The 23,162-nt window shown below is 65.3% G+C and carries 24 protein-coding genes and 1 riboswitch; of the genes, 9 read left to right on the plus strand and 15 right to left on the minus strand.

What is annotated here, in order from left to right:
* Positions 1-2: 2 nt before the first annotated feature.
* Positions 3-938: an alpha/beta hydrolase gene (locus BST13_RS18570; RefSeq protein ID WP_083165490.1), complete on the minus strand. Its 936-nt coding sequence runs from the start codon at positions 936-938 to the stop codon at positions 3-5.
* Between the two features lies 1 nt (position 939).
* On the minus strand, positions 940-1,854 hold the full coding sequence (locus tag BST13_RS18575; protein ID WP_083165491.1) for an alpha/beta hydrolase: 915 nt from the start codon (positions 1,852-1,854) through the stop codon (positions 940-942).
* Between the two features lie 146 nt (positions 1,855-2,000).
* Between BST13_RS18575 and BST13_RS18580 the strand changes: the two genes are divergently transcribed.
* Entirely contained in the window at positions 2,001-2,891 is an 891-nt protein-coding gene (locus BST13_RS18580) for a helix-turn-helix transcriptional regulator (RefSeq protein WP_083165492.1), read from the plus strand.
* 11 nt (positions 2,892-2,902) lie between these two features.
* Here the strand turns inward: BST13_RS18580 and BST13_RS18585 are convergent, their stop codons facing one another.
* Entirely contained in the window at positions 2,903-3,418 is a 516-nt protein-coding gene (locus BST13_RS18585; protein WP_083165493.1) for a MarR family winged helix-turn-helix transcriptional regulator, read from the minus strand.
* 91 nt (positions 3,419-3,509) lie between these two features.
* Between BST13_RS18585 and BST13_RS18590 the strand changes: the two genes are divergently transcribed.
* Entirely contained in the window at positions 3,510-3,929 is a 420-nt protein-coding gene (locus BST13_RS18590) for a nitroreductase family deazaflavin-dependent oxidoreductase (RefSeq protein ID WP_083165494.1), read from the plus strand.
* Positions 3,930-3,993: 64 nt separating this feature from the next.
* On the opposite strand, the gene BST13_RS18595 is transcribed toward BST13_RS18590, so the two are convergent.
* The 3 genes from BST13_RS18595 to BST13_RS18605 form a co-directional block, all read right to left on the minus strand.
* Positions 3,994-5,082, minus strand: coding sequence for a nucleotidyl cyclase domain-containing protein (locus tag BST13_RS18595; RefSeq protein ID WP_083165495.1), 1,089 nt, complete (start codon positions 5,080-5,082; stop codon positions 3,994-3,996).
* 114 nt (positions 5,083-5,196) lie between these two features.
* Positions 5,197-6,207 (minus strand): agmatine deiminase family protein, encoded by a 1,011-nt coding sequence (locus tag BST13_RS18600; RefSeq protein ID WP_083165536.1) that lies wholly within the window; start codon positions 6,205-6,207, stop codon positions 5,197-5,199.
* 73 nt (positions 6,208-6,280) lie between these two features.
* A complete protein-coding gene (locus BST13_RS18605; protein WP_083165496.1) occupies positions 6,281-8,041 on the minus strand; it encodes an amidase in 1,761 nt (586 codons plus the stop codon).
* 606 nt (positions 8,042-8,647) lie between these two features.
* Here BST13_RS18605 and BST13_RS18610 point away from each other — a divergent pair.
* The 3 genes from BST13_RS18610 (at position 8,648) to BST13_RS18620 (ending at position 11,899) form a co-directional block, all read left to right on the plus strand.
* Positions 8,648-9,202 (plus strand): hypothetical protein, encoded by a 555-nt coding sequence (locus tag BST13_RS18610; protein ID WP_142282804.1) that lies wholly within the window; start codon positions 8,648-8,650, stop codon positions 9,200-9,202.
* 208 nt (positions 9,203-9,410) lie between these two features.
* Positions 9,411-9,584, plus strand: a riboswitch (M-box (ykoK) riboswitch).
* 257 nt (positions 9,585-9,841) lie between these two features.
* A complete protein-coding gene (locus BST13_RS18615; RefSeq protein ID WP_083165498.1) occupies positions 9,842-10,027 on the plus strand; it encodes a hypothetical protein in 186 nt (61 codons plus the stop codon).
* 117 nt (positions 10,028-10,144) lie between these two features.
* Positions 10,145-11,899: an NRAMP family divalent metal transporter gene (locus tag BST13_RS18620; RefSeq protein ID WP_083165499.1), complete on the plus strand. Its 1,755-nt coding sequence runs from the start codon at positions 10,145-10,147 to the stop codon at positions 11,897-11,899.
* Positions 11,900-11,961: 62 nt separating this feature from the next.
* Here the strand turns inward: BST13_RS18620 and BST13_RS18625 are convergent, their stop codons facing one another.
* A complete protein-coding gene (locus BST13_RS18625; protein WP_083165500.1) occupies positions 11,962-13,599 on the minus strand; it encodes an NRAMP family divalent metal transporter in 1,638 nt (545 codons plus the stop codon).
* Positions 13,596-14,924 carry a magnesium transporter MgtE N-terminal domain-containing protein gene (locus tag BST13_RS18630; RefSeq protein ID WP_083165501.1) on the minus strand — a complete coding sequence of 443 codons (1,329 nt, stop codon included), beginning with the start codon at positions 14,922-14,924 and terminating at the stop codon, positions 13,596-13,598. Before BST13_RS18630 ends, BST13_RS18625 begins: the two co-directional genes overlap by 4 nt.
* A 305-nt stretch (positions 14,925-15,229) precedes the next feature.
* On the opposite strand from BST13_RS18630, the gene BST13_RS18635 reads away from it, so the two are divergent.
* Both BST13_RS18635 and BST13_RS18640 read left to right on the plus strand, forming a co-directional pair.
* Positions 15,230-15,655, plus strand: coding sequence for a DoxX family protein (locus BST13_RS18635; RefSeq protein ID WP_083165502.1), 426 nt, complete (start codon positions 15,230-15,232; stop codon positions 15,653-15,655).
* Positions 15,652-16,548, plus strand: a complete 897-nt coding sequence (locus tag BST13_RS18640) for a sigma-70 family RNA polymerase sigma factor (RefSeq protein ID WP_083165503.1) — start codon at positions 15,652-15,654, stop codon at positions 16,546-16,548. The genes BST13_RS18635 and BST13_RS18640 overlap by 4 nt, the downstream gene beginning before the upstream one ends.
* A gap of 197 nt (positions 16,549-16,745) precedes the next feature.
* Here BST13_RS18640 and BST13_RS18645 read toward each other — a convergent pair whose 3' ends face one another.
* Together BST13_RS18645 and BST13_RS18650 are read right to left on the minus strand one after the other, a co-directional pair.
* Entirely contained in the window at positions 16,746-17,306 is a 561-nt protein-coding gene (locus tag BST13_RS18645; RefSeq protein WP_083165504.1) for a hemerythrin domain-containing protein, read from the minus strand.
* A gap of 122 nt (positions 17,307-17,428) precedes the next feature.
* Positions 17,429-17,827 carry a hypothetical protein gene (locus BST13_RS18650; protein WP_245839720.1) on the minus strand — a complete coding sequence of 133 codons (399 nt, stop codon included), beginning with the start codon at positions 17,825-17,827 and terminating at the stop codon, positions 17,429-17,431.
* 26 nt (positions 17,828-17,853) lie between these two features.
* On the opposite strand from BST13_RS18650, the gene BST13_RS18655 reads away from it, so the two are divergent.
* On the plus strand, positions 17,854-18,390 hold the full coding sequence (locus BST13_RS18655; protein WP_083165505.1) for a putative immunity protein: 537 nt from the start codon (positions 17,854-17,856) through the stop codon (positions 18,388-18,390).
* Between the two features lie 30 nt (positions 18,391-18,420).
* Here BST13_RS18655 and BST13_RS39065 read toward each other — a convergent pair whose 3' ends face one another.
* Positions 18,421-18,576, minus strand: a complete 156-nt coding sequence (locus BST13_RS39065) for a DUF302 domain-containing protein (RefSeq protein WP_158087162.1) — start codon at positions 18,574-18,576, stop codon at positions 18,421-18,423.
* An 88-nt stretch (positions 18,577-18,664) separates the two neighbouring features.
* Here BST13_RS39065 and BST13_RS18660 point away from each other — a divergent pair, with 88 nt between their 5' ends.
* Positions 18,665-19,498, plus strand: coding sequence for an SDR family NAD(P)-dependent oxidoreductase (locus BST13_RS18660; protein WP_083165538.1), 834 nt, complete (start codon positions 18,665-18,667; stop codon positions 19,496-19,498).
* A gap of 69 nt (positions 19,499-19,567) precedes the next feature.
* Here BST13_RS18660 and BST13_RS18665 read toward each other — a convergent pair whose 3' ends face one another.
* The 4 genes from BST13_RS18665 to BST13_RS18680 all read right to left on the minus strand — a co-directional run bounded on the left by BST13_RS18665 (position 19,568) and on the right by BST13_RS18680 (position 23,138).
* Positions 19,568-20,146 (minus strand): cupin domain-containing protein, encoded by a 579-nt coding sequence (locus tag BST13_RS18665; protein WP_158087163.1) that lies wholly within the window; start codon positions 20,144-20,146, stop codon positions 19,568-19,570.
* 117 nt (positions 20,147-20,263) lie between these two features.
* Positions 20,264-21,088 (minus strand): HpcH/HpaI aldolase/citrate lyase family protein, encoded by an 825-nt coding sequence (locus BST13_RS18670; protein ID WP_083165507.1) that lies wholly within the window; start codon positions 21,086-21,088, stop codon positions 20,264-20,266.
* A complete protein-coding gene (locus BST13_RS18675) occupies positions 21,085-21,951 on the minus strand; it encodes an HTD2 family dehydratase (RefSeq protein ID WP_083165508.1) in 867 nt (288 codons plus the stop codon). The genes BST13_RS18670 and BST13_RS18675 overlap by 4 nt, the downstream gene beginning before the upstream one ends.
* Positions 21,948-23,138, minus strand: coding sequence for a CaiB/BaiF CoA transferase family protein (locus BST13_RS18680; protein WP_095533609.1), 1,191 nt, complete (start codon positions 23,136-23,138; stop codon positions 21,948-21,950). Before BST13_RS18680 ends, BST13_RS18675 begins: the two co-directional genes overlap by 4 nt.
* Positions 23,139-23,162 lie beyond the last annotated feature (24 nt).

Consider the following 23,162-nt stretch of genomic DNA (forward strand, 5'->3'; position numbering starts at 1 on the left):
GCTCAGAGGTGCTTCTTGAAGAAGGGGACCACGTTCGACAGCGCGATGCCGACAGGTTCGGGCTTGTCGTACAGGTCGTAGTGCGAGAAGCCCTCGGCCACCACGAGTTCCTTGTCTTTCGACGCAGCCCGGCGGTATGCCTCTATCCCGTCGCGGTAGGCACCGAACGCACCCGGCTTGTCGCCGATCACAATGATCATCGGCTGCGTGAGCAGCACCTCCAGTCTGTTGAAGGCATCCCATCCGACCGCGGTCGCCTGATGCGAGAAGAGTGAACTCGTTGCACCACCGGGCTTTTCCCCGCGCGGCGTGCGGTAGTACTCGGTGGCCTCGCTGACATCGATCTCGGTGATGCCCTGCTCCGCCGCCACCTGAGGATTGGCAGGCAGCAGGTTGTTCACCTTCAACTCCTCGCCTCGGGCTTCAGCGGTACGTTGCGCCGCAACAGCTTCCAGCGTCCCGATCGGGTCGTAACCGGAAAACGCCTCGTGCATCAGCCGCCCGAAGTTCACTCCGGTGATCGAGGCGACCGCTTTGATGCGCCGTTCGGTGGTTGCGGCATTGATCGAGTACCCCCCACCACCGCACACGCCGATGATGCCGATCCGATTCTCGTCCACATAGGGCAGCGTCACGAGGTGATCGATGACGTGGCTGACGTCCTTGACCCGCTGGGTCGGATCTTCGATGAAGCGCGGTTCGCCTCCGCTGGCGCCCTGGAAGCTCGCGTCGAAGGCGATGACCACGAAGCCCTCGTCGGCCAGGGCCGTGCCGTAGACATTGCCGGATGTCTGTTCCTTGCAGCTGCCGATCGGGTGCATGCTGACGATCGCCGGGTACTTGCTCGACGCGTCGAAATCCGGCGGGAAGTAGATGTCGGCGGCGATGTCCCAGTACGGCGTCTTGACCGTGACGGATTCCCGGTTGTCCAGTGCCATGTCAGTGTCCTTTCAGGTTCTGGTGGAAAAACGGAACTGCTTCGGCCACAGCGAGATCGACGTATTTGGGTACGTCGTAGAAGTCCATGTGGGTGGCGCCGTCGACGATCACCAGTTTCTTGTCACTGCGGACCCGCGAATGCAGCCCGGTGGTGGCCCACAGTGATCCCGCGTCGCTGCCCGCCACCATCAAGATCGGCTGGGTGAGCAGGTCTTCGACGAGGTGGAACGCGTCGAACGCGAAGATCTTGGACAGGCTCTTGCTCATCAGATATTTGTTCTGCGCGTTCGGATGCTGTGCCCGCGGGGTCAGGTAGTAGTCGGCGGCCTGCTTCAGGTCGTATGGGGTGTCGGCATCGAGCTGCGCGGGGACATAGGGAGCGAACGCCACTTCGGCGCCGCGCGCCTCGGCGGTGCGCTGAGCGGCGGCGGCTTGCAGGGTGGGCAGCGCATCGGAGTCGACTCCGGTGCCGTACCACCCCCGGCGCCACGATGCGCCGATGTTGACGGCACTGACCGTGCCGACCGCCTTGATGCGGTGATCGGTCATTGTGGCTGTGACCGCGTAGCCGCCGCCGGCACAGACACCCCAGACACCGATGCGCTCCGCGTCGACGTAGTCGAGCGACTGAAGGTAGTCCACCGCGGCCCGGATGTCCTCCACGCGGGCGTCGGGATCCTCCAGATGATGCGGATGGCCGCCGCTGTCGCCCTGATAGGACGCGTCGAAGGCCAGCGTGACGAAGCCCTGTTCAGACAGCTTTCCGGCATAGAGACCGGCAGTCTGCTCCTTGACTCCCCCGCCGGGGTGCACGGTGACCAGTGCCGGGTAACTCTGCTCCGGATCGAAGTCCGGCGGCAGAAAGAGGTTGCCCGCCATGCTGATCGGGCCGTTGGGAAAGGTGACGGAATCCATGCTGCGCTCCTCGGATGTCGGGGTGGCTCGGTTTTTGATCTCTGAACGTCAGTCAACCGTGCCGACACCGCCCGCAACAGGACGCGCTTTACCGGGGTACCAGCAAACCCCCCTACACCTTGATGTCGCGTCTTAGGCTGGGATGCATGGACCCGCGCAAAGACATTCGGGAGTTCCTTACCACCCGTCGGGCCCGGATAACCCCGCAACAAGCAGGCATTCCGGACTATGGGGCCAAGCGAAGGGTCCCGGGGCTGCGCCGAGAAGAGGTCGCGTTGCTGGCTGGGGTCAGTGTCGACTACTACACCCGACTTGAGCGTGGCAACCTCACCGGGGTGTCGGACACCGTGCTCGGCGCGGTGGCCAAGGTGCTCGAACTCGACGAAGCCGAACGGGCGCACCTGTGGGATCTGGTCCGGGCGTCGACAACCATCCGCAAGACGCAGCCCAAGCCGACCACCGCGCAGATCCGCCCCAACCTCCAGCATGTTCTCGATGCGCTGGTGGGCGCCCCGGCCTGGGTCAGCAACGACCGACTGGACATCCTGGCCACCAATCGGCTGTGTGAGGCGCTCTACGCCGACGCGTTCGCAGGCCCGCAGCGGCCCGTCAACCTGGCCCGGTACATATTCCTCGAGCCGAAGTCACGGCAGTTCTTCTTGGACTGGGAGCAGCACGCCGACAACGCGGTCGACATCCTGCGCACCTCCGCCGGACGTAATCCCTACGAGGAGCAACTCACCAAATTGGTCGGTGAACTCTCCACGCGCAGTGACGATTTCCGGACCCGGTGGGGCGCCCACAATGTGCGCTTCCATCGCACCGGCGTCAAACGTATGCACCACGCAGATGTGGGCGATCTCGACCTCACCTTCGAGGGCATGGAGGTGTCGTCCCATCCCGGGTTGACGCTGTATGTGATGACCGCCGAACCGGGATCGGCATCCGACGAGCGGCTCAGGATCCTGGCCAGCTGGGCATCGCCGACCGAGAACGCGCCGCGGGGCGCTCGGGTGTTGCCGCCTGAACAAGGCTGACAGTCGAGCCGCTACAGCGGGACCAGGCCCCGCCGCCCGATGGTGTATTCCCCGCCCACGTGTGCGTGCAGTTCACGTAGCCCCTGCGCGCACACCGCCCGCACGTCGGGGTCCAGATGCTCCAGAAGTGTCGCCAGTTCACGACGCCTGCGACGAATCACCTTGCGCGCCAACGCTCGACCCGAAGGCGTCAGATCAAGGATCACCACGGTGCGGTTGCCCGGGTCGGCCCGGCGCAGCAGATGCCCGGAATCAGTGAGCCGGTCGGCCAGCCTGGTGACCGACGACGCGGCCAAACCCAGCGCACGGGCAACCTCGACCGACGAGCACGGCCCGTTCTCATAGACGACGAGCAGCAGCCGAAACTGCGGCAGCGACAGGTCATCGCCCAGCTGATCGATGCTGCGCAGCGCGACACCTGCGAGGTCCCTGGTGGCCACCTCGAACGCCTTCAGCTCGTCGCGGGTCGCCGGTCGCCGCTTACCAGCGGCGGGCGTCGGCTCGTGCACTTCCTGGTGTTGCGCCATCGCACCATTGCAGCATCAATTGAATCGATGCGCTTGGATCACCGCGCCGCGTTGATGGAATAGCACGCCGAGACCCGATGTTGCGATCGGCGTGACTGATGCCGAGCTGAGCCCCACCGACTGGGTACGCGAACAGACCGAACAGATCCTCAAACAGGGCACCACCGACGGCGTCGAGATCCTCGACCGCCCCGTTGTCCTGTTCACCACGACGGGCGCGAAGTCCGGCAAGAAGCGGTACGTGCCGCTCATGCGGGTGGAGGAGAACGGCAAGTACGCGATGGTCGCGTCCAAGGGCGGCGCGCCGGAACATCCGTCGTGGTACTTCAACGTCAAGGCGAACCCGGCGGTGACGGCACAGGACGGCGACAAGGTCCTGCAGCTGACCGCGCGCGAGCTCAGCGGCGACGAGCGTGAGCACTGGTGGAAACTGGCCGTCGAGGCGTATCCGCCGTACGCCGAGTACCAGACCAAGACCGACCGGCAAATCCCCGTCTTCGTGGTCGAGTAGCAACCCCGACATCTGGACCCGTCGGCGCATTGTGCGCCGACGGGTTTTTTCATACGCGGGCCGGTTAGTCGGGCGCCTCGCCGCCGCAGGCCAGGGTCGGGTAGTAGGCACTGGTGACCCGGTTGCCACCGGCCTCCCTGGACTGCTGCATGGCGCGGGTCGCCAATGTCACCAGCGTGTCGACGACCTCTTCGGCCGGCAGGTCCGCCGCCGTGCGCAGTGGGCTGCACACCGACCCGATGCTCGTGGTCAGCCGCATCTCGGTGGTTTTGATCGATCCGCGGATTCGTCCCACCAGCGGCGAGGGATCGTTGGTCTTGAAGACGTCCGCGATGAGGAAGTCGGTGTCGCTGATGTGCGCCAGCGGCACCTTGTGCCGGATGGTCTCGTGCAACGCGCGGCCGACGGCCACCCGCGCGCTCAGCGTGCCGTGCATGCCTTCCATGTGGGTGAGCAGTTCCATGTCGTCGATGGACACCGCCACCACGACGAGGTACTGGTCATCGTGGCGGCTTGCCGCACCGAACATCGTGGCCGCGGCGATGTCGAAGGCCTCGCGATTGAGCAGCCCGGTCAACGGCTCGATTTCGTTCGGATGCCGCATGGCGTCCGGGTCGATCAGGCGCACCGCCATCCGGCACATCAGCGACGTAAAGGTCAGGACGAGAGTGACGACGATCGCGCCGGCCACGCCAAGCAGGATGTCGATCATCCCGACCCGCACCGAGAGGTACAGAACGACGATTTCGCCGACCGCCAACGTCAACGCCCATACCCGCCGGCTGTGCAGGAAGGCCGCGTAGCTGGTGAGCATCGCGTAGATCGACATGCCGAGCAGGCCGATCGTCGGACTGGTGAGCAGCAGGCACGTGACGATGATGCCGAGGGCGCCGACGACGACGATCATCCACGATTCGGTGCGGCTGGGCCATTGCAGCCGCCACCACCGCCACGCCATCACGACCCCGCCGAGCGTCACCAGGCCCGCCACGTAACGCTCCGGGCCGTGCGGCCCCATCGAACTGGCAAGCAGGAGCAGCGGAACGACGCTCAACGCGAGCATCGACGCCGCGTTGAGCCGACGCATCCGGGTACGCAGCCCGAGGGCCGCCAGGTGTGCCGTGCGTCCGTAGTAATGGTCGTACGGGCTCATGTCGCAACCACCACACCGATGGTTGCCACGGATGGTCGTCGCGCTCGGCGGCTCAAGACATACGCCACCGCCGCATTCTCCCACCCTCGCCCCGCAAGGGCACGCGCCACGGCGTTATCTGACCGAAGGCTGGTTCTGGGTGATGCAGTGGACGCCCCCGCCACGCTCGAACAACGGCCTGGCATCCACCGTCACGACGGTCCGGCCCGGGTAGTGCTCGCCGAGGATCGCCACCGCGGTTTCGTCGACCGGGTCGCCGAAGCTGCACGCGACGACACCGCCGTTGACCACGAGGTGGTTGATGTAGCTGTAGTCGACGAAACCCTCGGCGTCGGTCAGCGTCGCGGGAGCGGGCATCTCGGTGATCTCCCAGGATCTGCCCGCGGCATCGTGGCTTCCTTCCAAGACCGCGCGGACCTCTTTGCTGACGAGGTAATCCGGGTGATTCGCATCCTGCTGCGTGTGTAGCAGCAGTCGGCCCGGCGACGTGATCGCCGCGACGATGTCGACGTGGCCGCGGGTGCCATACCTCTCGGAGTCTCTGGTCAGGCCCCGAGGCAGCCAGATCGCGTGGGTCGCCCCGATGGTGCGCGCCAACTCGGCCTCGACGTCGGCGCGGGTCAGGCCCGGGTTGCGACCGGGATCGAGTTGCACGGTCTCGGTGACCAGCACCGTGCCCTCACCGTCGACCTGGATGCCGCCGCCCTCGTTGACCAATGGGGAACTGATGACGGGCGTGCCTGCCAGCCGCGCAACGGTGGAACCGATCTTCTCGTCGCGGTCCCACTGCGCCCAGTCCTGGGCGCCCCATCCGTTGAACACCCAGTCCACGGCGGCCACCGAGCCGTCGGCACGATGCACGAATGTGGGCCCGATGTCGCGCATCCAGGCGTCGTTCAGCGGGGCTTCGACGATGTCGATGTCTGCCGAGAGGTACTTCTGGGCCGCGGTCAGTTCGCCCGGATCCACGAGCACGGTGACCGGTTCGAACCCGGCTACGGCATGCGCGACCGCGGCCCAGGCGGATCGGGCCTCGTGCTGTTCGGTTTCGGTGTCGCCCAGCGAGTAACCCTCGCTGGGAAAGGCCATCCAGACCCGGTCCTGGGCGGCCGTCTCGGCCGGCATGAGCGTGGAATTGTCGGTCACTGGTCCTCCTCGGCTGTCGATGGACAGCGTCTTCAAATGTGGTCTGTGTGAACTACGGCAGAGGCGGCGTTCGCGGCGGCACGGTACGCCGGTTTCCGGTCGCTTCGAAGGCCGCCGCCAGCGACAACAGCGCGGTGTCGTCGTAGGCGCGGCCCGCGAAGGTCAAACCGACCGGCATACCGATGTCGGCCATGGTGCCCATCGGGACGGTCACCGTGGGAATGCCCAGGTGTCGCGGCACCAGATTGCCGTTGGCCACCCACACCCCGTTGCGCCAGCCGAGGTCGGCCGATGCTTCGTTGACGTCCATGTCGGCGGGACCGACGTCGGCGACGGTCGGGAAGATCACCGCGTCGAGGCCGAGCTCGGTCATCCATTCCTCGAGATCGATCCGGCGAGTTTCCTCCAGTCCCCGCAGGCCCTCTTCTATGTGCGGGATCTTGGTGAAGTCCTCGATCGGATGCTCTCGGATGAAGTCGGGATAGGTGGTGATGTCGTCGCCGAATCCCTCCGCGCGATCCGGCAGCGCACCTTCGGGGTGGACCCAGATGAGTGCGCCGTCGACGTCGGCGAGCCGATTGAGCTTCGGGTCGTCGTTGGCCCGCAGGAAGTCGTCCCAGGACCACGCCGACAGATCCAGGATCTCGCGGTCCAGGAACTCCTTGCTGACCAGGCCACGGGTGCGCACGGTCGGCGCGCCGGGCCGGTCCCCCTCGTAGTTCGAGACCACCGGGAAATCGACGAGTACGACCTCGGCTCCGGCGGCCCGCAGATCCGCCGTGGCCGCGTTGAACAAGTCGATGACCGACTGGCGGGTCTCGATCTTCTGCCCGGTGGCACCGCCGATACCAGGATGTTCACTCGTCCCGGCGTCGGGGTCGGCGTTGACGTACATTCTCGGGACACCGAACTTCTTGCCCGCCAACGCTTTCCGAGCCACTTCACGGTTTTCCGGCGCCAATGCCGGGTACGACGCGGGCCGCACGTCCGACGCCTTGGGGATCTCGATCCACGGCTGCACCCGCCAGAAGTCTCCACGGGTGTCGGGATCGTCGGCGACGATGATGTCGAGTACCTCGAGCAGGTCGGCCATCGTCCGGGTATGAGGTACGACGACGTCCATGGTGGGCACCAGCGGCCAGTTGCCACGCACCGAGATGACCCCGCGCGACGGGGTGTAGGCACACAAGGCGTTGTTGGTCGCCGGTGCCCGTCCGCTCGACCAGGTCTCCTCCCCCAGGCCGAACGCGGCGAAGCTCGCGGCGGTCGCGGTGCCCGAGCCGTTGGACGAGCCCGAGCCGAATGCCGAGGTCAGGTAGTCACCGTTGTAGGGACTCTCCGCGCGTCCGTAGACGCCGCGCTGCATGCCGCCGTTGGCCATCGGTGGCATGTTGGTCAGGCCGATCAGCACAGCACCGGCCGAACGCAGCCGCTCGATGGTGAACGCGTCGCGCTGGGCGACCAGATGTTCGAACGCATGTGCGCCGGCCGCCGCGGTGAGCCCTTTCGCCAGGTAGCTGTCCTTCGCCGTGTACGGGATGCCGTCGAGCGGCCCGAGCGTCTGCCCATTGGCACGTCGCTGGTCGGAAGCCCGGGCATCGGCCAAGGCCTCGGGGTTCATCACCACGAGCGCGTTCAGCCGGGGGCCGCTGCGGTCGTAGGCCTCGATCCGCTCGAGGTAGCGCTGCACAAGCTCTTCGCTGGTCACCGATCCGTCTTCGAGCGCGCGACGCAGCTGCGCAATGTCGGCCTCCACAACATCAAACCGCGCCACCGGGAAACCGTCCTCTCCAAAGATCCGTCGACCCGGCATCCGTGCTGACGACCTGCCGGGTGTGGCTAGACACTAATAGGTGACGCATCCGCGCGAAGGCGTTTGCCCCGACGTTCCGGTGACCGGACACCTGTCTTGCGAAGTCCATAAAGTGCTGCTCAGTGGGCGTCTCAGCGCTGGAGTGGACGCAGCACAGCCACGGACGCGCGTTCGGTTCGCCTGCAGCCGTGCAGTGTGCACAAGGAATGTCCTCAGCCTCCTGAAAACTCTTGCAGAGCGACACATTCCAATCCATGCCGGGCTAATGGTGTTGACAGTTCCCACATTCCGTCTACACCTCGGCACCCGGAGCCGAACGGCAAACAAATCCCTGCCATTATCAGATGATTCTGATATTTACCTGTGTATCAATAGCTTTCGTGCGACAACCCGGTCGGGTCCGATCGATTCCCGTGCGTCCCAACGGCTGAACACCTGTCAAGCCAGGACGTCCATGCAGGCCAAGCCCAATTATCAGAATTTTTTCGCTGGGCTGTAACGGCCGCGGCGTGGCTACCGATATCAATTGTGTCGATGGTGGACACCCGTGTTGGTGTCGAGCCCGCGACAACACCCGAATAATCCATGATTGGAGTGGTTATCCGCATGAGCAAAACTAGGCGTAACGGAGTTGCATTTGGCCTCGGCATGGGCGCTAGCGCGCTGCTTGCCGCCGGACTGATTCCGCTTGCGACCGCTGGCGCTGCCTGGGCCGATAACGGCGTGTCGGGTGGCGCCGCCGGCGGCGTGAGCACGCCCGTCGGCGGCGGAAACGTCGAAGGCGGTTCCAGCCTCGAGCTGCCGAACCCGTTCCACCCGTTCGCTCCCGCCGGAGTTTCCGGTAACACCGGAGCCGAGGGTGGCGTGAACACCCCGGTCGGTGGCGGCAACGTCGAAGGCGGAACCGGCGTCAACCTGCCCAACCCGTTCCACCCCTTCGCCCCCGCGGGCGTCTCCGGTGACACCAACGCCGGCGGCGGCGTGAACACCCCGATCGGCGGCGGCAACGTCGAAGGCGGAACCGGCGTCAACCTGCCCAACCCGTTCCACCCCTTCGCCCCCGCGGGCGTCTCCGGAAGCACCGGGGTCGAAGGTGGCGTGAATACGCCGGTGGGCGACGCCGGCGTCGACGGTGGCCTCAACGCGGGCATCGGCCGCTAACCGCACGGACTCAGCCAAAAGGCCAGGGACCCTTCGGGGTTTCTGGCCTTTTGCGTATCAAGGGGCCTTTTGTGCCCGGACGGCGCGCGGCGACACCGAGAGATGTTGTTCGGCAGCGCTATTCGCAATGAGGAACAACTTGCGCCGCCCGCGCGAAACCAGACAGTCGAGTTGACGCGGGCGTCGTTACAGGTGTACACCTGTAACGCAAGCACCTCGTTGGGCGAGGCGTCTGCATGGACACAGGCCACTGACCCCGAACGTCGAGAGACGCCCCCGGTCAGGACAGCTCCTCCCGGCTTAAGGGTTGAGCCCAAGTGGCTTTCGGATCCCGGTCCGAATACGCCGTGCAGTGCCGAAGCTGTGACGAGAGGGGTGCATCCGGCCGCTCGACGGTCCGATCCACTCCTGTGTGCCCGACACCGGCGCCCACGCGCGCCACGGCCCTGAGGAGGTGAGGACGATTAGTAGTGGGGAAAGTCCCTATCCCAGTCCTATTCCGTTCCATCCGGCCGGGGCACGCGCGATTCACCGCTGATCCACGGCGCAAGACCACCCGCTTGTACGGGTAGATCTGCGCTGCGCCAAAGCAATTGATGCTCGTGCACCGCTGGATGCTGTCCATGAGGAGAAGGCCCAATGTCCTTCGTGGCAATCCACAACACATTTCGTTTCAACCGCCGGCCGCACGCCGGCGCAGGCGCCCTCGGCCGGCTGTGGGCCCGCCGAAACCTCACCGCAGAGGAACGCGCCAACCTGCATGCGTTGACCACCACTCCCCTCGCGGTCATCACGGCCTCTTTGGGCGGTCACCCGAACGCATGACCCGGCTACTCGGTAGCGGTGCAACGGTTTTCCCGCTGCACCGCTACCGAGCCGTGCCCAATTTCACCCCGCCCGCTCGGGCTCCTCCATCTGCTCTCGACCTGAAAGTGACTACCGATGAGCTTCTTTGCGACGTGGCCGCGCGGCCGGACCACCGCGCAGGCCCCAATCTCTCCGGGCGAGGGTTCTGCAACCCTCGACACGGCCCACACCGGCGACATCGTCGGTGCGCTGGGCCGAATTACCATAGGTGACACTGCGCAGGGCCGCAGCTTCTGGCAACGGATGCGCATGCTGGCCGTCATTGTCGGGCCAGGCCTCATCGTCATGGTCGGCGACAACGACGCAGGCGGGGTGGCCACCTACGCGCAAGCAGGCCAGAACTACGGCATGAGCCTGTTGTGGACGCTCGCCTTGTTGATCCCTGTGCTCTACGTCAACCAGGAGATGGTTGTCCGGCTCGGCGCGGTCACCGGAGTCGGGCATGCGCGGCTCATCTTCGAGCGGTTCGGCCGGTTCTGGGGCGCGTTCAGTCTGGGTGATCTGATTCTGCTGAATGCGTTGACCATCGTCACCGAATTCATCGGTGTCTCATTGGCTTTGGGTTATCTAGGCGTCCCCAAGGCCATTACGGTGCCGGTGGCTGCGGTGTTGTTGTTCGGCGTGGTGGCCGGTGGTTCGTTCCGCCGTTGGGAACGGTTGCTGTTCATCCTGATCGCAGTGAACATCGTCATGGTGCCCATGGCGCTGCTGGTGCATCCCAGCATTTCCACCACGGCGCACGGTCTGATCCCGCAGCTGCCCGGTGGACTCGACGCCACCCTGTTGATGTTGATCGTCGCGATCGTAGGCACCACCGTGGCGCCGTGGCAGCTGTTCTTCCAGCAGTCCAACATCGTCGACAAGCGCATCACGCCGAATTGGATCCGCTACGCGCGGGCCGACCTGTGGATCGGCATCGCGGTCGTCATGGCAGGCGCGCTGGCCATCATGGCGACAACCGCGTTCGGGTTCGCCGGCACCGATCTGGTGGGACAGTTCACCGATGCCGGCGCGGTGGCCGCCGGCCTGTCCGACCACGCCGGGCGCACAGTGGGTGTGCTGTTCGCGGTCCTGCTGTTCGACGCATCGCTGATCGGGGCCAACGCGGTCGGCCTGGCCACGACCTACGCAGTGGGCGATGCGTTGGGAAGGCGACACTCGTTGCACTGGAAGATAAGTCAGGCCCCGGTCTTCTACGGCGCCTATGCCGTGCTGCTGGCCGTGTCGGCGGCGTTGGCGTTCAGCCCCGATCACGTGTTGGGTCTGATCACTCAGGGCGTACAGGTGCTCGCCGGGGTGCTGCTGCCTTCGGCCACGGTGTTTCTGGTGCTGCTGTGCAACGACCGGCCAGTACTGGGACCGTGGGTCAACACCGTCCGGCAGAACTTGGCTGCGTGGACCATCGTGTGGTGTCTGGTGCTGCTCTCACTGGCGTTGACCGCGGCAACCCTCTTTCCCGATGTGTCGACCTTCGCCCTGGAGGCCGGCCTGGGGACCGGAGCAGTGCTCGGGATCCTCGGCGGAGCGATCGTCATCGTCGGGTCCCGGCGTCGGCACCTCCGGCGCCGGGCCCGCGCGGTGTCCTCGGAGCTCGGTGGCATCGACCCCGATGTGATCGAGGAACTCGACAGCGACGCCGCACTGTCGCGGGTCGAACGGTCCGCGGTGCGCGAAGGTGATCGCGCCTCCTGGCGGATGCCTGCGTTGGCAACGCTGGACCGGCCGGTGATGTCGGCGGGTCGCCGCGTCGGGTTGTCGGTCCTGCGCGGCTACCTGTTGTTGGCCACCGTGCTGGTGGTGGTCAAAGTGGTGCAGGCCGGAATGTCCTGAGCGCCAATGACGCCGGGCGGACCACATGCGCTCCTCCCGGCGTCATCGCACCTGTCGTCCGGTCAGTGCGTGAGCTGAACCGCCTTGACGATCAACAAGACTGCTCCGATCACCAGGTAGCTGCGCAGTGCGATCATGCCCAGCCGCGTCCCCGGCGACCACTTCACCGGCTCCAGCAAGCTCAGCGGCGGCATGCGCCAGGTGCTCTTGTCGGCGCGGGCCAGCTTGCGGATGAGCGCCTCCTGCTCCGGTGAGCGCTTCTGGCGGCGGCGTGACATCCACCGCAACACCACGGCGGCACTCACCCCCAACACGACCAGTGCCAGCCCCAGGTACTCCGCGACCGACACCACGTCGACATTCGGGAAAAGCGTGGTGGCCATCAGGATGCCCGACAGCAACAACAATGTCCCGACGATCACCGCGGCGACGCCGTTGAGCCACGGACGGTTCACCCACGGCCCCAACACTTCCCGATCGTTGCACAGGAGCAGCAGGAACACGCTGGCGCTCGGCAGCAGCAGCCCCGCCAACGCCTGCACGGCAGTGGTGATCAGACCGAGCGGGGCGCCGGGGATCAGCACGATGATCGCCGCCAGTGCGACCATCGCGGTGTAGGACAGGTAGAACGGCTTGGCGTCGGAGAAGCCGCGGTGCAGGGAGTGCTTGAGCCCGAAGACATCACCGAAGGCGTAGCTCGTCGAGAGCGTCACCGCGGCGGCGCCGACGATCGAGGCGTCCAACAGCACGATGGCGAACAGGCCGCCGAGTATCGAACTGTGCTGTCCGAGAAGGTGCGCGATGTCGCCGGCGTCGACGAAGTTGCCGATCGCGCCTGCGGATCGCCCGGCCCAGTCACCGGTCATGACCAGCGCCGCGGCGCCCAGGACGACGACGACAGCACCCAGCGCCGTGTCGGCCCGCTCGTAGGAGATGAACCTCGGAGTGATCCGCTTGTCGACGATGTTGGACTGTTGGAAGAACAGCTGCCACGGCGCGACGGTGGTGCCGACGATGGCGATGATCAGCAACACCGCGTCGGAGCTGATGCCACCGGAGATACCGGGAACCACAAAGGATTTCGCCGCCCGCCCCCACTGTGGGTCGGACATGAGCAGCATCGGGATCTGCAGCAGGGTGATCGCGATGAAGACGAACATCATCCGTTCCCACCGCCGGAAACTGCCGGTCGCCATGATCGCGATCAGCGCGACCGCCGACGTGGGTACCACGATGTATTTGGACAGCCCGATGTAGTCCGCGGCCAAGGTGATCCCGATGAATTCGGTGACCAGCGTGAGAAAGTTCAGCAGGAACAGATCACCGACCGAGAACCAGCCCCACCCGCGGCCGAAGCGTTCGTTGATCAGTCGCGCATGGCCGACCCCGGTGACCGCGCCGAGTCGGACGACCATCTCCTGGTTGACGATGAGCACCGGGATGAGCAGCAACAGGACCCACAGCAGGCTGTAGCCGTAGTTCTGACCGGCTTGCGCGTAGGTGGCCACTCCGCCGGCGTCGTTGTCGCCGACCATGACGATGAGGCCAGGGCCGACGATGGCCAGCAGCGTGAGCAGTCGGGTGCGCAGGGTGCGAGGCCGGTCGGTGTCGTTGACGTTGATCCGCCCGAATGCACCCTCGATATCGCCGAGGTGCGCCGAATCGAGCACCGCGGTGCGCGGCGTTTCGTTGCTCGTCATCGGTCGTGGGCTCCGGTGACCGTCGAGTTCTGGTCGTCGGCGTCGCGCACCGGACGCGCCGCCGGTTCTCGCCGCCGCCAATCCTCGGGAATGGTCGCCTCGAGCACGTCGTCGACGGTGACGACGCCGAGTACCCGGTCGTTGTCGTCGACAACGGGAACCAGGTAGAGGTTGTAGTCGGCCATCAACAGTGCGATATCGGTGAGGTCCGCGTCGGCGTTGACCCGGACGGGGTCGGCGTCCATCACCTCGGCGATCGTCGTCGATGGCGCGACCTGCAACAGCGCGATCACCGAAACGACGCCCGACAGACGCTGATCCTCGTCCAACACATGGACTTTCAGCAGGGCCTCGGGTTGGATGGCCGTGGCAGCACCGATCGCGGCGAGCGCGTCGGCTGCGGTGGTGGTACGCGCGCACGAGACATAGTCGACGTTCATCAAGCCGCCTGCGCTGTCCGGGCTGAAGCCCATCAAGGTCAGCACTTTCGTCCTGTGCGGAGCAGGCATGAGGTCCAGCACGCGTCGCCGGCGTGACTGCTTGAGATCCGCGATGGTGTCGGCGGCGTCATCGGCGCGCATGCGGCCCAGCAGCGTGGCGACGTCGGCGTCGGACATGTCCCCCAGCAGGCGGCTGGCCTTGTCGGGATCAAGCTCCTCGAAAACGTCGGCTTCCAGCTCCGGATTACTACGCACCCGGTCGAGGATCTCCCCACTTTCGGCCCGATCGGCGTCCTCGATGAGGTCGGCAATCTGAGCCGGCTTGAGGTTTCCGACGCGGCCGGATATCCGACGTACGGCGACCGAGCGATCATGGCCGATCAAGGGCTCGAACGCTTTCCAGTCGCGGGCCGCATGCCCGCCCGACCCCTTGATGAGACCGAAGAACCGCGCGGGGCGACGGGTGTCCACCCGGGTCAGCACCCACCCCTCGCCGGAGTTCTCCAGTTCGACGTCGTAGGCACGCACCAGGTCGGCGGCCGCCACATCGATGAGCCGGTGATCGAGTACGTCGGCCTGCAGCAGCACCTCACCGTCGCGGCGTTCGAAACCGCGGAGGTTGATCTTGTTCTTACCGAGGACAACTCGTCCCGGCGCCAACTCCTCGACTGTGTCGGTGCCGACGAATACCGCTCGGCTCCCGACTCCGACCACCAGGCCGGTGACCAAGGGATACGTGTCGGCCCCGCGCAGTCGGACGATGACGTCCTCGACCTTGCCGACCGCCTCGCCCGACCGGCTCACCACCGGCGCGCGCAACAGCTGCGAGAGATGTATCACCGGTCGCCCGTTGCCCGACAACTCGACCGCGTCCAGCTCACTCATCGGGTGCTCCTCGAAGCTAGTCAGGACTGGAGAATCCACCCGGGCACTGCCGGAACCCGCGTGTTCCCAACGTGATTGGCCATCCGCGGTGAGTCGCGCCGCGGATGCCCGAATGGATGCGGTGCCCCGGGCGAAGCCCGCGACAACACGCGTTATTCAAATGCTTCTACAAGTGTATTACCGAATGTACGCTAGCAGACCGTTTCGGTCGGTGCATCCCGATGAACGGCGGTCACACATGCCCGCCCTGAGGTGTCGAACAAGTAGAAGCACATTCACCCGAACACACCGAACAGGGCACCGACATGACTGCAATCACCACATCGCGCAGCACGTCCACACGTGCGGTCGCCTACTGGGTGGCGACCGGCCTGCTCGCCGCTGAACTGATCGTCGGCGGCGTCTGGGACATCCTGCGCATCCCGCTGGTCCGCGACGTCGTCATCCATCTCGGCTATCCCACGTACCTGCTGGTGATCCTGGGCACCTGGAAGCTGCTCGACGGAGCGGCGATCCTGGCGCCGGGATATCCGGTACTGAAGGAATGGGCGTACGCCGGATCCTTTTTCGTCTTTTCCGGCGCGATGGTCTCGCACTTGACGACGGGCAAGGACCTGCAGGAGCTTGGAGTTCTGGCCGTCGCGCTCGCACTCGTCGTCGCGTCGTGGGCGTTGCGTCCACCATCGCGCCGCGTCCGCGGCACCACCGGCCGGTCGGTGTCCGGCCCATGACAGCGACAGAGGAGTCCGACGCCATGTCCGACAACTGGGCGGAGCCGTTCGAACGGGCCCGACCGCAGTTGCGCGCGGTGGCCTACCGCATGCTCGGTTCGCTCGCCGACGCAGAAGACGCCGTGCAGGAGGCCTGGCTGCGCCTCAGCGGTACAGACGCCGCTGCGGTGCACAACATCGACGCGTGGCTGACCACCGTGGTGGCTCGGATCTGTTTGAACATCCTGCGCGCACGCCACGTCCGGCCGGAGGACGAATCCCTGTCGACACTGCCGGACCCGGTGATCGACGCGGCCGACGATGTCGACCCTGAACACCAGGCACTGCTGGCCGATTCCGTCGGACTGGCATTGTTCATCGTCCTCGACCGACTCGCGCCCGCCGAGCGCCTCGCCTTCGTGCTGCACGACGTATTCGCGGTTCCGTTCGACGACATCGCGCCGATTGTCGAGCGTTCTGTGCCGGCCACCCGCAAACTGGCCAGCCGGGCACGTCAGCGAATCCAGGCTGCTGACGCGTCGCCGGATGGCGATCTGGCTGCCCAGCGCAAAGTTGTTGACGCGTTCTTCGCCGCCGCACGCGACGGCGATTTCGCCGAGTTGCTGGCCGTGCTGCATCCCGATGTCGTGCTACACGGTGATTTCGGACCGGGCGACAGCCGATTGGAGCGGGGAGCCGACGCCGTGGCACGCCTTGCCGGTTTGTACGCCCGCGGGGGCGGTGCGGTACACCCGGCCACTGTCAATGGCGCGGCCGGTGCCGTCATCACCGTGGCGGACCGGGTGGCCGCCGTCATGGGCTTCGTCGTGGTAAGCGGCAGGATCGCCGAAATCGATGTGCTTGCCGAGCCGCGAAGGCTGTCGCGCCTCGACGTCAGCGCGGTGGTCGACTGATGTCGGCTCGGCGGTCAAACCGACCAACCATGGCGCGGCTGAGCATCTTTGGCGGCTTTGGCGGCTCGCCGCTCCGTAGCGGCCCCGTGATCGATCAGATCACCGTCAGTAGTTTCGAGATGAGCCCGTCTGCGCCGTGCTGCGGTATCGCAGGCGCGGCAAGGCATCTGGGGACCGACCGTCCCGGCGGGAGCAGATCAGTCCTTCCCGCTGATGGCGTCGCGAGCGCGGTCGAGCATGGCCGCGAAAGGCCCCACCATGACATTGGCGATCTGAGATTCGACACCGGCGTGTGGCCTTGTGGGGGCGACGGCTTCCGCCAGCTTCGCGGCACGGCCCATCCGTTCGAGTTCGGCTCCGGACAGTTCGGCGCTGAGTTTGGCGAATTCGTCCTGCTCCTCGCGCTCGGCGTGGTCGATGACCGCTTGACGGAGTTTCGTCAGCTTTGTGACGAACTCCGGGCTGTCGACGTCGAGTTCTTCCAGCTCGGCGAGGAGTTTCTTGGCCTCATGTTCTTCCTCCAGCCGCGCCTCGACAACCGTGTCGCCGTGAGGCACCTTGTGTTTGGCCCGAGGGTGCACGATTTCTTCCTCCGCGGTCTCGTGCACCGCGAGCAGGCGTCGGAGATCCCGAAAGGCCGACTCACGCTCCTTGCCGGAGCTCGACAAAGTGGCCTCGAACAGAGACTTGATCTTTTCGTGCTGACCGATCAACAGGTCGATCACGTCGGCTTGGGACTTGATGGCTACATCAGCCACGGATTCCTCCTCTGGTGATTTCGGTCGGTCGCGCCGGGCTTTCGGCACGCCCGCTGTTCCATACCCGATCGGTAGATCCCAAAACAGGCGCTACGAAGGGGCCCAACGAAAGCCGATACGTCCTAGGCGTGCCGCTTGCCCGCAACCGATGCGCGGCCCGGGGACGCGTTGAGCAGGTAACCCCACTGCCGACGCACGATGCGCAATGCCGGGTGCAGTCGGTATGCCTCGCTCGTCACCTGCACACCCGAGGCCAGGTCCACCAGCGCCTTGGCCAGTTCGTAAGGAGACATCCGGCAACTCTGGGCCACTTCGATCAGTTCGACGATTTCGTCTTCCCACCGCCGACAACGCAAGCCGACCAGGATTCCCGCAGCCAGACTGATCATCCGCATCTGCGCGTTGTAGCGCTTGTCCGAGCCCGGTTCCGCTTCGTAAGTATCCAACGCTCTCTCCCGGACGACCCCGTCGCTGACCGTCACGGATACCCATTCGGCGCCGCACGCAAACCGAACGGTCACGCGCACATGGATACTTGTACCCACTCATGACCTCGCTGACGGTGGACGACCTACGGCCGGTATCCCTCTGGGCGGCGGACTGCGCCGAACGTGTCCTTGCGTGCTTCGAGGACCGGATGCCGGACGACGCCCGTGCCCGCGACGCCATCGAGGGGGCACGGGCATTCGGGCGCGGGCAGCGGCGGGACAAGCGAATGCGCACACTTGCGTTTGCTGCTCTGACGGCCGCCGGCGAGGCAGGCGATCAGAGCGCGAAAGCCGCGGCTCGCGCGGCGCAAATGGCGGTGGCCGTTGCGTATACCCACCTGGATCTCACCGCCACTGCGGCCGCCCGGCAGACCATGCACCTGCTCGCCCCCGCCGTCTATGCCGCGCGAGCACGCGAATTCGCCGACGGCAGTGCCGCAGCCGATGCTGAGATCGACTGGGCGGCAGCCCATTCCACTGCGTACGTCCGAACCGTCGTCACTCGCATGCCGGTCCCGCAGCCCGGACAAACCCGGCTCGGTGACCTCTACCGAGCGCTGGATGCGGCTGTGCGTCAGGCGGATGTCGACCGATGACTGCGGGCGTACGAACGTCTCATGACAGAGTCAGGCTTCCGTCAGACGATCAAGCGCCGCCCGGAGTTTGATCGCGACCTCGTCCGCGACGGCTTTGAGCGCAGGCTCGCCGGTCACCTGGACGAGCAGTTGCGGGTTCATCGCCTCGACATGAACGAGTCCCTCGCTGGTCGGATCGCTGCGCACGCCAGCCGGGCGGGTGTCGTTTCACACCTAAGTGACCTAGCGGTAATATCAGCCGCGTACGGCTTCTGCCGCGAGTAAGGAGGACGTGTTGTCCATTCGCCGCGCCATCGAGGAATTGGTCCAGCGCCGGACCCTGTTACCAGACCGGGTCGAGGCCGCCCTCTCGGGGCCGGGACGCGACGTGCGGGGTCTGACAGTGGTGGTCACGGGAGCATCCGCCGGCATCGGCCGGGAAGCGACGACGCAACTGCGAGCACGCGGAGCCCGTGTCATCGGTGTGGCACGGCGCGCCGATGAGCTGCGTTCCCTCGCCGCGGAGACCGGCTGCGAGTGGCGCACGTGCGACCTCGCGGATGAAACCGCGATCGCGCGACTGCTCGACGATCTCGCCGACGAGCACGTAGATGTACTGGTCAACAACGCCGGCCGCTCCATCCGGCGCCGCATCGTCGATGCCTCCGATCGGCTTCACGATTACCAGCGCACGATGACACTGAATTACCTTGCCCCGGTACAGCTCACGTTGGGACTGCTACCGGGAATGATCGAACGCGGCAGCGGCCAGATCGTCAACGTCTGCACCTGGGCCCTGCACGCCAACACTTTTCCGCGCTTCTCGGCGTACGCGGCGTCGAAGAGCGCGTTGGCCATCTTCGGCCGCAGCCTCAACGCCGAGCGGCCACATCCCAACGTCCGTGCGACGAATGTGTACTTCCCCCTCGTTCGTACCGAAATGATTGCTCCGACAGCCGAATACACCTCAGCGGGCGCGCTCTCGGCCCAGGAGGGCGGCCGGTGGATCGTCCGGGCGGTGACCCACCAGCCGGTCGAGGTCAACGCGGCGGTGCTGCGGGCCCTGCTCCCGGCCATCGACCTGCTGTCCCCATCCGCAGCGGATCGCACCATCGCGTCCATCACATAGTCTTCGCGCGTCGGGCGCACCGGCAGTCCCCCCAGTTCACGCCGAGGTGACCGCACTGTGTACGCAGCGCTATTCGCGAGTGCCGTCGAGACCACCCGGCTTCTCGGCGACCGAATCCTCCGCAGCCTGCCAGAAGGACGCGCCGGCGATGACGCCGTGGCGGGCGCACAGGTCGTCCACCCAGGCGGTGTCGAACTCGACGCCGTATCGACGAGCTAGTTCGGCTACGTTCTCGCTGGTTGCCTGGTTCGCGTAACCAAGCGCCCGAAGCTCGCCGATGTACTCCTCCAGACGTCCCGGGCTCGTAAGTTCGAGCATCACCGCTGTGTCGTCCGACGGATTCCAGAGTGTGTGGGGTACACCTCTCGGCCGAAAGATCGACTCGCCAGCCTTGAGCTCATATTCCTTGTCGCCAGTCCGAAAACCGATCCGGCCAGAAATGACGTAACTGACGTGATCATCGAATGCGTGCGTATGCGGGGGCACGAGTAGTCTCGGTGCAATCCGTTGCTCCATCATTGTGTACGCGCCTGCTGTCCAATCGGCGTGTGCGCGGAACGCCGACGGGAGGTTGCCGATGAGAAACCAGTCTTCGCTGGCCGCCGTGGCGCATAGCGCGTGCACGTTGTCAATCGAATCTCGTGGCATCCAGCCTGCTTCCTTGTCAGTTCGCGCCCGGTCCCACCCCTGCATCCAAGACGAACGATTGCCAATCCCAAACGCAGTGCAGAAACACTGCCCCGAACGATGTCTCGCCGGAGCGCGTCACACTTGTCGATGCGTGGTAATGATCCGCCGAGCGCGGGCCATTACCGGCCCGTCAACCATCCGGCCGGCGACGGCAATTGCTGAACCATCACTATTGCAGCCATCAATGACCTCTCGCGCCCAGCGTAATTCGGCTGCGGATGGCGCCGCCGCCGCGTGTACGGCGGCGACCTGCGACGGATGAATGCACAGCTTCGCCGACATTCCCAGCCGTTTGGCGTAGCCAAAGTCGTCGGTCACAGCCTGCCGGGTAGTCAGAACTGTTGTCACGCCATCGACCGGCGGAGCCGTGCCTGCAGCGGCGGCTGCGAGCACGAGCATCGACCGAGCCATCTGCAAAGCAGAGCGGTCATCAGGGTCGACGCCGAGTTCCACAGCCAGATCGATACTGCCAAACGCGGGTCGCGTAACCCCCGCCGCAGCGCAGATGGCCTGTGCTGCCAGGAGACCCGTAGCCGTCTCTACGAGCGGCACCACCGGGGCATCTGCCAACCGGGCGACATGACTGATGTCGTCAACACACTCCGCCTTGGCCAGCATGACCGGCGCAGCGTACTGCGCTGCCAGTCTGAGATCGTCGTCATGCCATTCGGTACCGACCGCGTTGATTCGGACCATCGCAGGATTTCCCGCAGCCAACCACTTCTCGGCAGACGCGCGCGCAGCGCACTTGTCGGCAGGGGCCACCGCGTCTTCCAGATCGATGACGACGATATCTGGCTTGGCAGCTTGCGCCTTCATGAATCGTTCGGGCCGATTTCCCGGCACGAACAGGAATGAGCGGGCGAAACCTACGTCTGTGGAGGTGTAATTTCCCGTCATCGGTACCGAACCTTGCCTGTTGCGTGCGCCGTAGAGCCGCGCGACCAAATAGCCAAGTCAGCGCCACCCTCCACAGGTCGACCGGTGACCCGGATCTCGTCTCCTACGAAAACCGGCCGGGTGAACCGATATTCGAAATCTTCAACCGCACGACGTGGAGCGTGCTCACGGACCAGTTCGGCCAGGTATACCGCAAGTAGCGGCCCGTGCACGACCATCCCGGGATATCCTTCGGTACCGGTGGTGTAGGCCTCGTCGTAGTGGATGCGGTGCGCGTTTCCCGTCAGAGCGCTGAACCGGAACAACAGCACAGGGTGCGTGCGCGGATGCGCAGTCCAGGGTTCGGCTGGCAGGCCGAGCGACTCTACACCGCTGTCGAATGCTGCCGCTACAGCCTCCCCGGAGCGGTAGACCAGGTCCTGTTCCTCCACCATGCATACATGACCACCTTGCCGGTACTCGTATCGCACGGTTACGAACAACATTTCACCAGTGCGGCCGACCTTGACCGTCGTCCGTGCCACGGTCGACCGGCGCACCGCGGACTCGCCGATTTCCAATGGAGAGCTGACCGTGATTCGCCCGCCCGCGAACATCCGTCGACGGTTCGGAATCGGCGGGAGGAACTGGCCGTCTCGGGGGTGACCGTCAGGTCCCAGGTCGCCGGTCTGGGGCCAGTCGAGGAAGTACGCCCAATGCCACAACAACGGCAACGCATCACCATCGGTGAAGGCGTCGGATAGATCCAGCGTCGCTGCGAGCTGACGGGCACGCTCGACCGATATGAGATCCTCGTTCTCGGCAGACCCGGGGTGCCAACTGGTGATGTGACCACCGATCCCGATTTTCGCAGTCTCATTCATAACATCCCTCCGCAATCAGTCAGTCCTGCAACGCATTTCTCAAGCGTGCGCGGATCGCGGCCGAGCTCCCTCAGGATCTGGGTCGTATGTTGTCCCAACGCAGGCACTGGATCCATCCGGGGCTCGGCGCCCAGGCTGATAGGCGGCAACAACGCACGGATGGCACCGGCCTCGGTGACTACCTCGCGCCATCGGTCCCGGCCAGAGAGGACTGGATGATCGAGAAACTCCGCAATGGTCTTCACCCCAGCGAATGCGATCCGAGCCTCGGCCAGTCGGGCCTCCAACTGCGACCCCGACAGGTTCAGAAACTGCTCTGCAACAATCTGGTTCAGCTCGGCACGGTGGGCGACACGTCGAGTATTGGATTCGAATCGCGAATCTTCGGCCACGTCCGGACGCTCCAACACGAGATGGCAGAAGCGCCCCCACTCGGGCTCGTTTTGGATTGCGAGCAATATTGTCCGTCCGTCGCGGGCTTGGAACGGGCCATACGGCGCGATAGTGGCGTGCTGCGCACCGAACCGGCCCGGCTGATACCCCGCTCCTGACGCAAAATGGCTTGGCTGCCCGACCCATTCGGCAAGCGCTTCGAACAGTGAGACTTCGATCGACGCACCGTCGCCCGTGGTCGACCGCCGAAACAACGCCGCGAGGACGCCGCTGAACGCGTACATTCCGGCGGCGATGTCGGCGATCGACACACCGACTTTCGCGACGTCGGTGGGCGTCCCTGTCAGCGACACCAGTCCAGTCTCTGCCTGTACCAGAAGGTCGTAGGCCTTTCGGTCGGCCCACGGTCCGTCGCTGCCCCATCCGGTGATGTTCACGACGATCTTGCTCGGGTCACGGGCCCGAACCGCATCAGCGGACAGGCCCAGCCGTGCCGCGGCCCCGGGTCCGAGGTTCTGCAGGATGACATCGGCGCGCTCCGCGAGTTCATGCAAGACTTCCCTGCCGTGCTGCGACTTAACGTCAACGGTTACGGACTCCTTGGATCGATTGAGCCAGACGAAGTAACTTGACAAACCGTTGACCGACTCGTCGTAGCGCCGGGCGAAGTCGCCGACGCCTGGCCGTTCGATCTTGATCACCCTGGCTCCGAGGTCTGCAAGTTGGCGCGTGGCATACGGGCCGGCAACAGCGTGCTCCAGTGAAAGCACGGTCACACCATCCAGTGGCAGCATCGTTTCCTCTTACAGGTCTGCTGA

It is taken from the genome of Mycobacterium aquaticum (assembly GCF_002086485.1).
In the GTDB taxonomy this organism is placed as follows: Bacteria; Actinomycetota; Actinomycetes; order Mycobacteriales; family Mycobacteriaceae; genus Mycobacterium; species Mycobacterium aquaticum.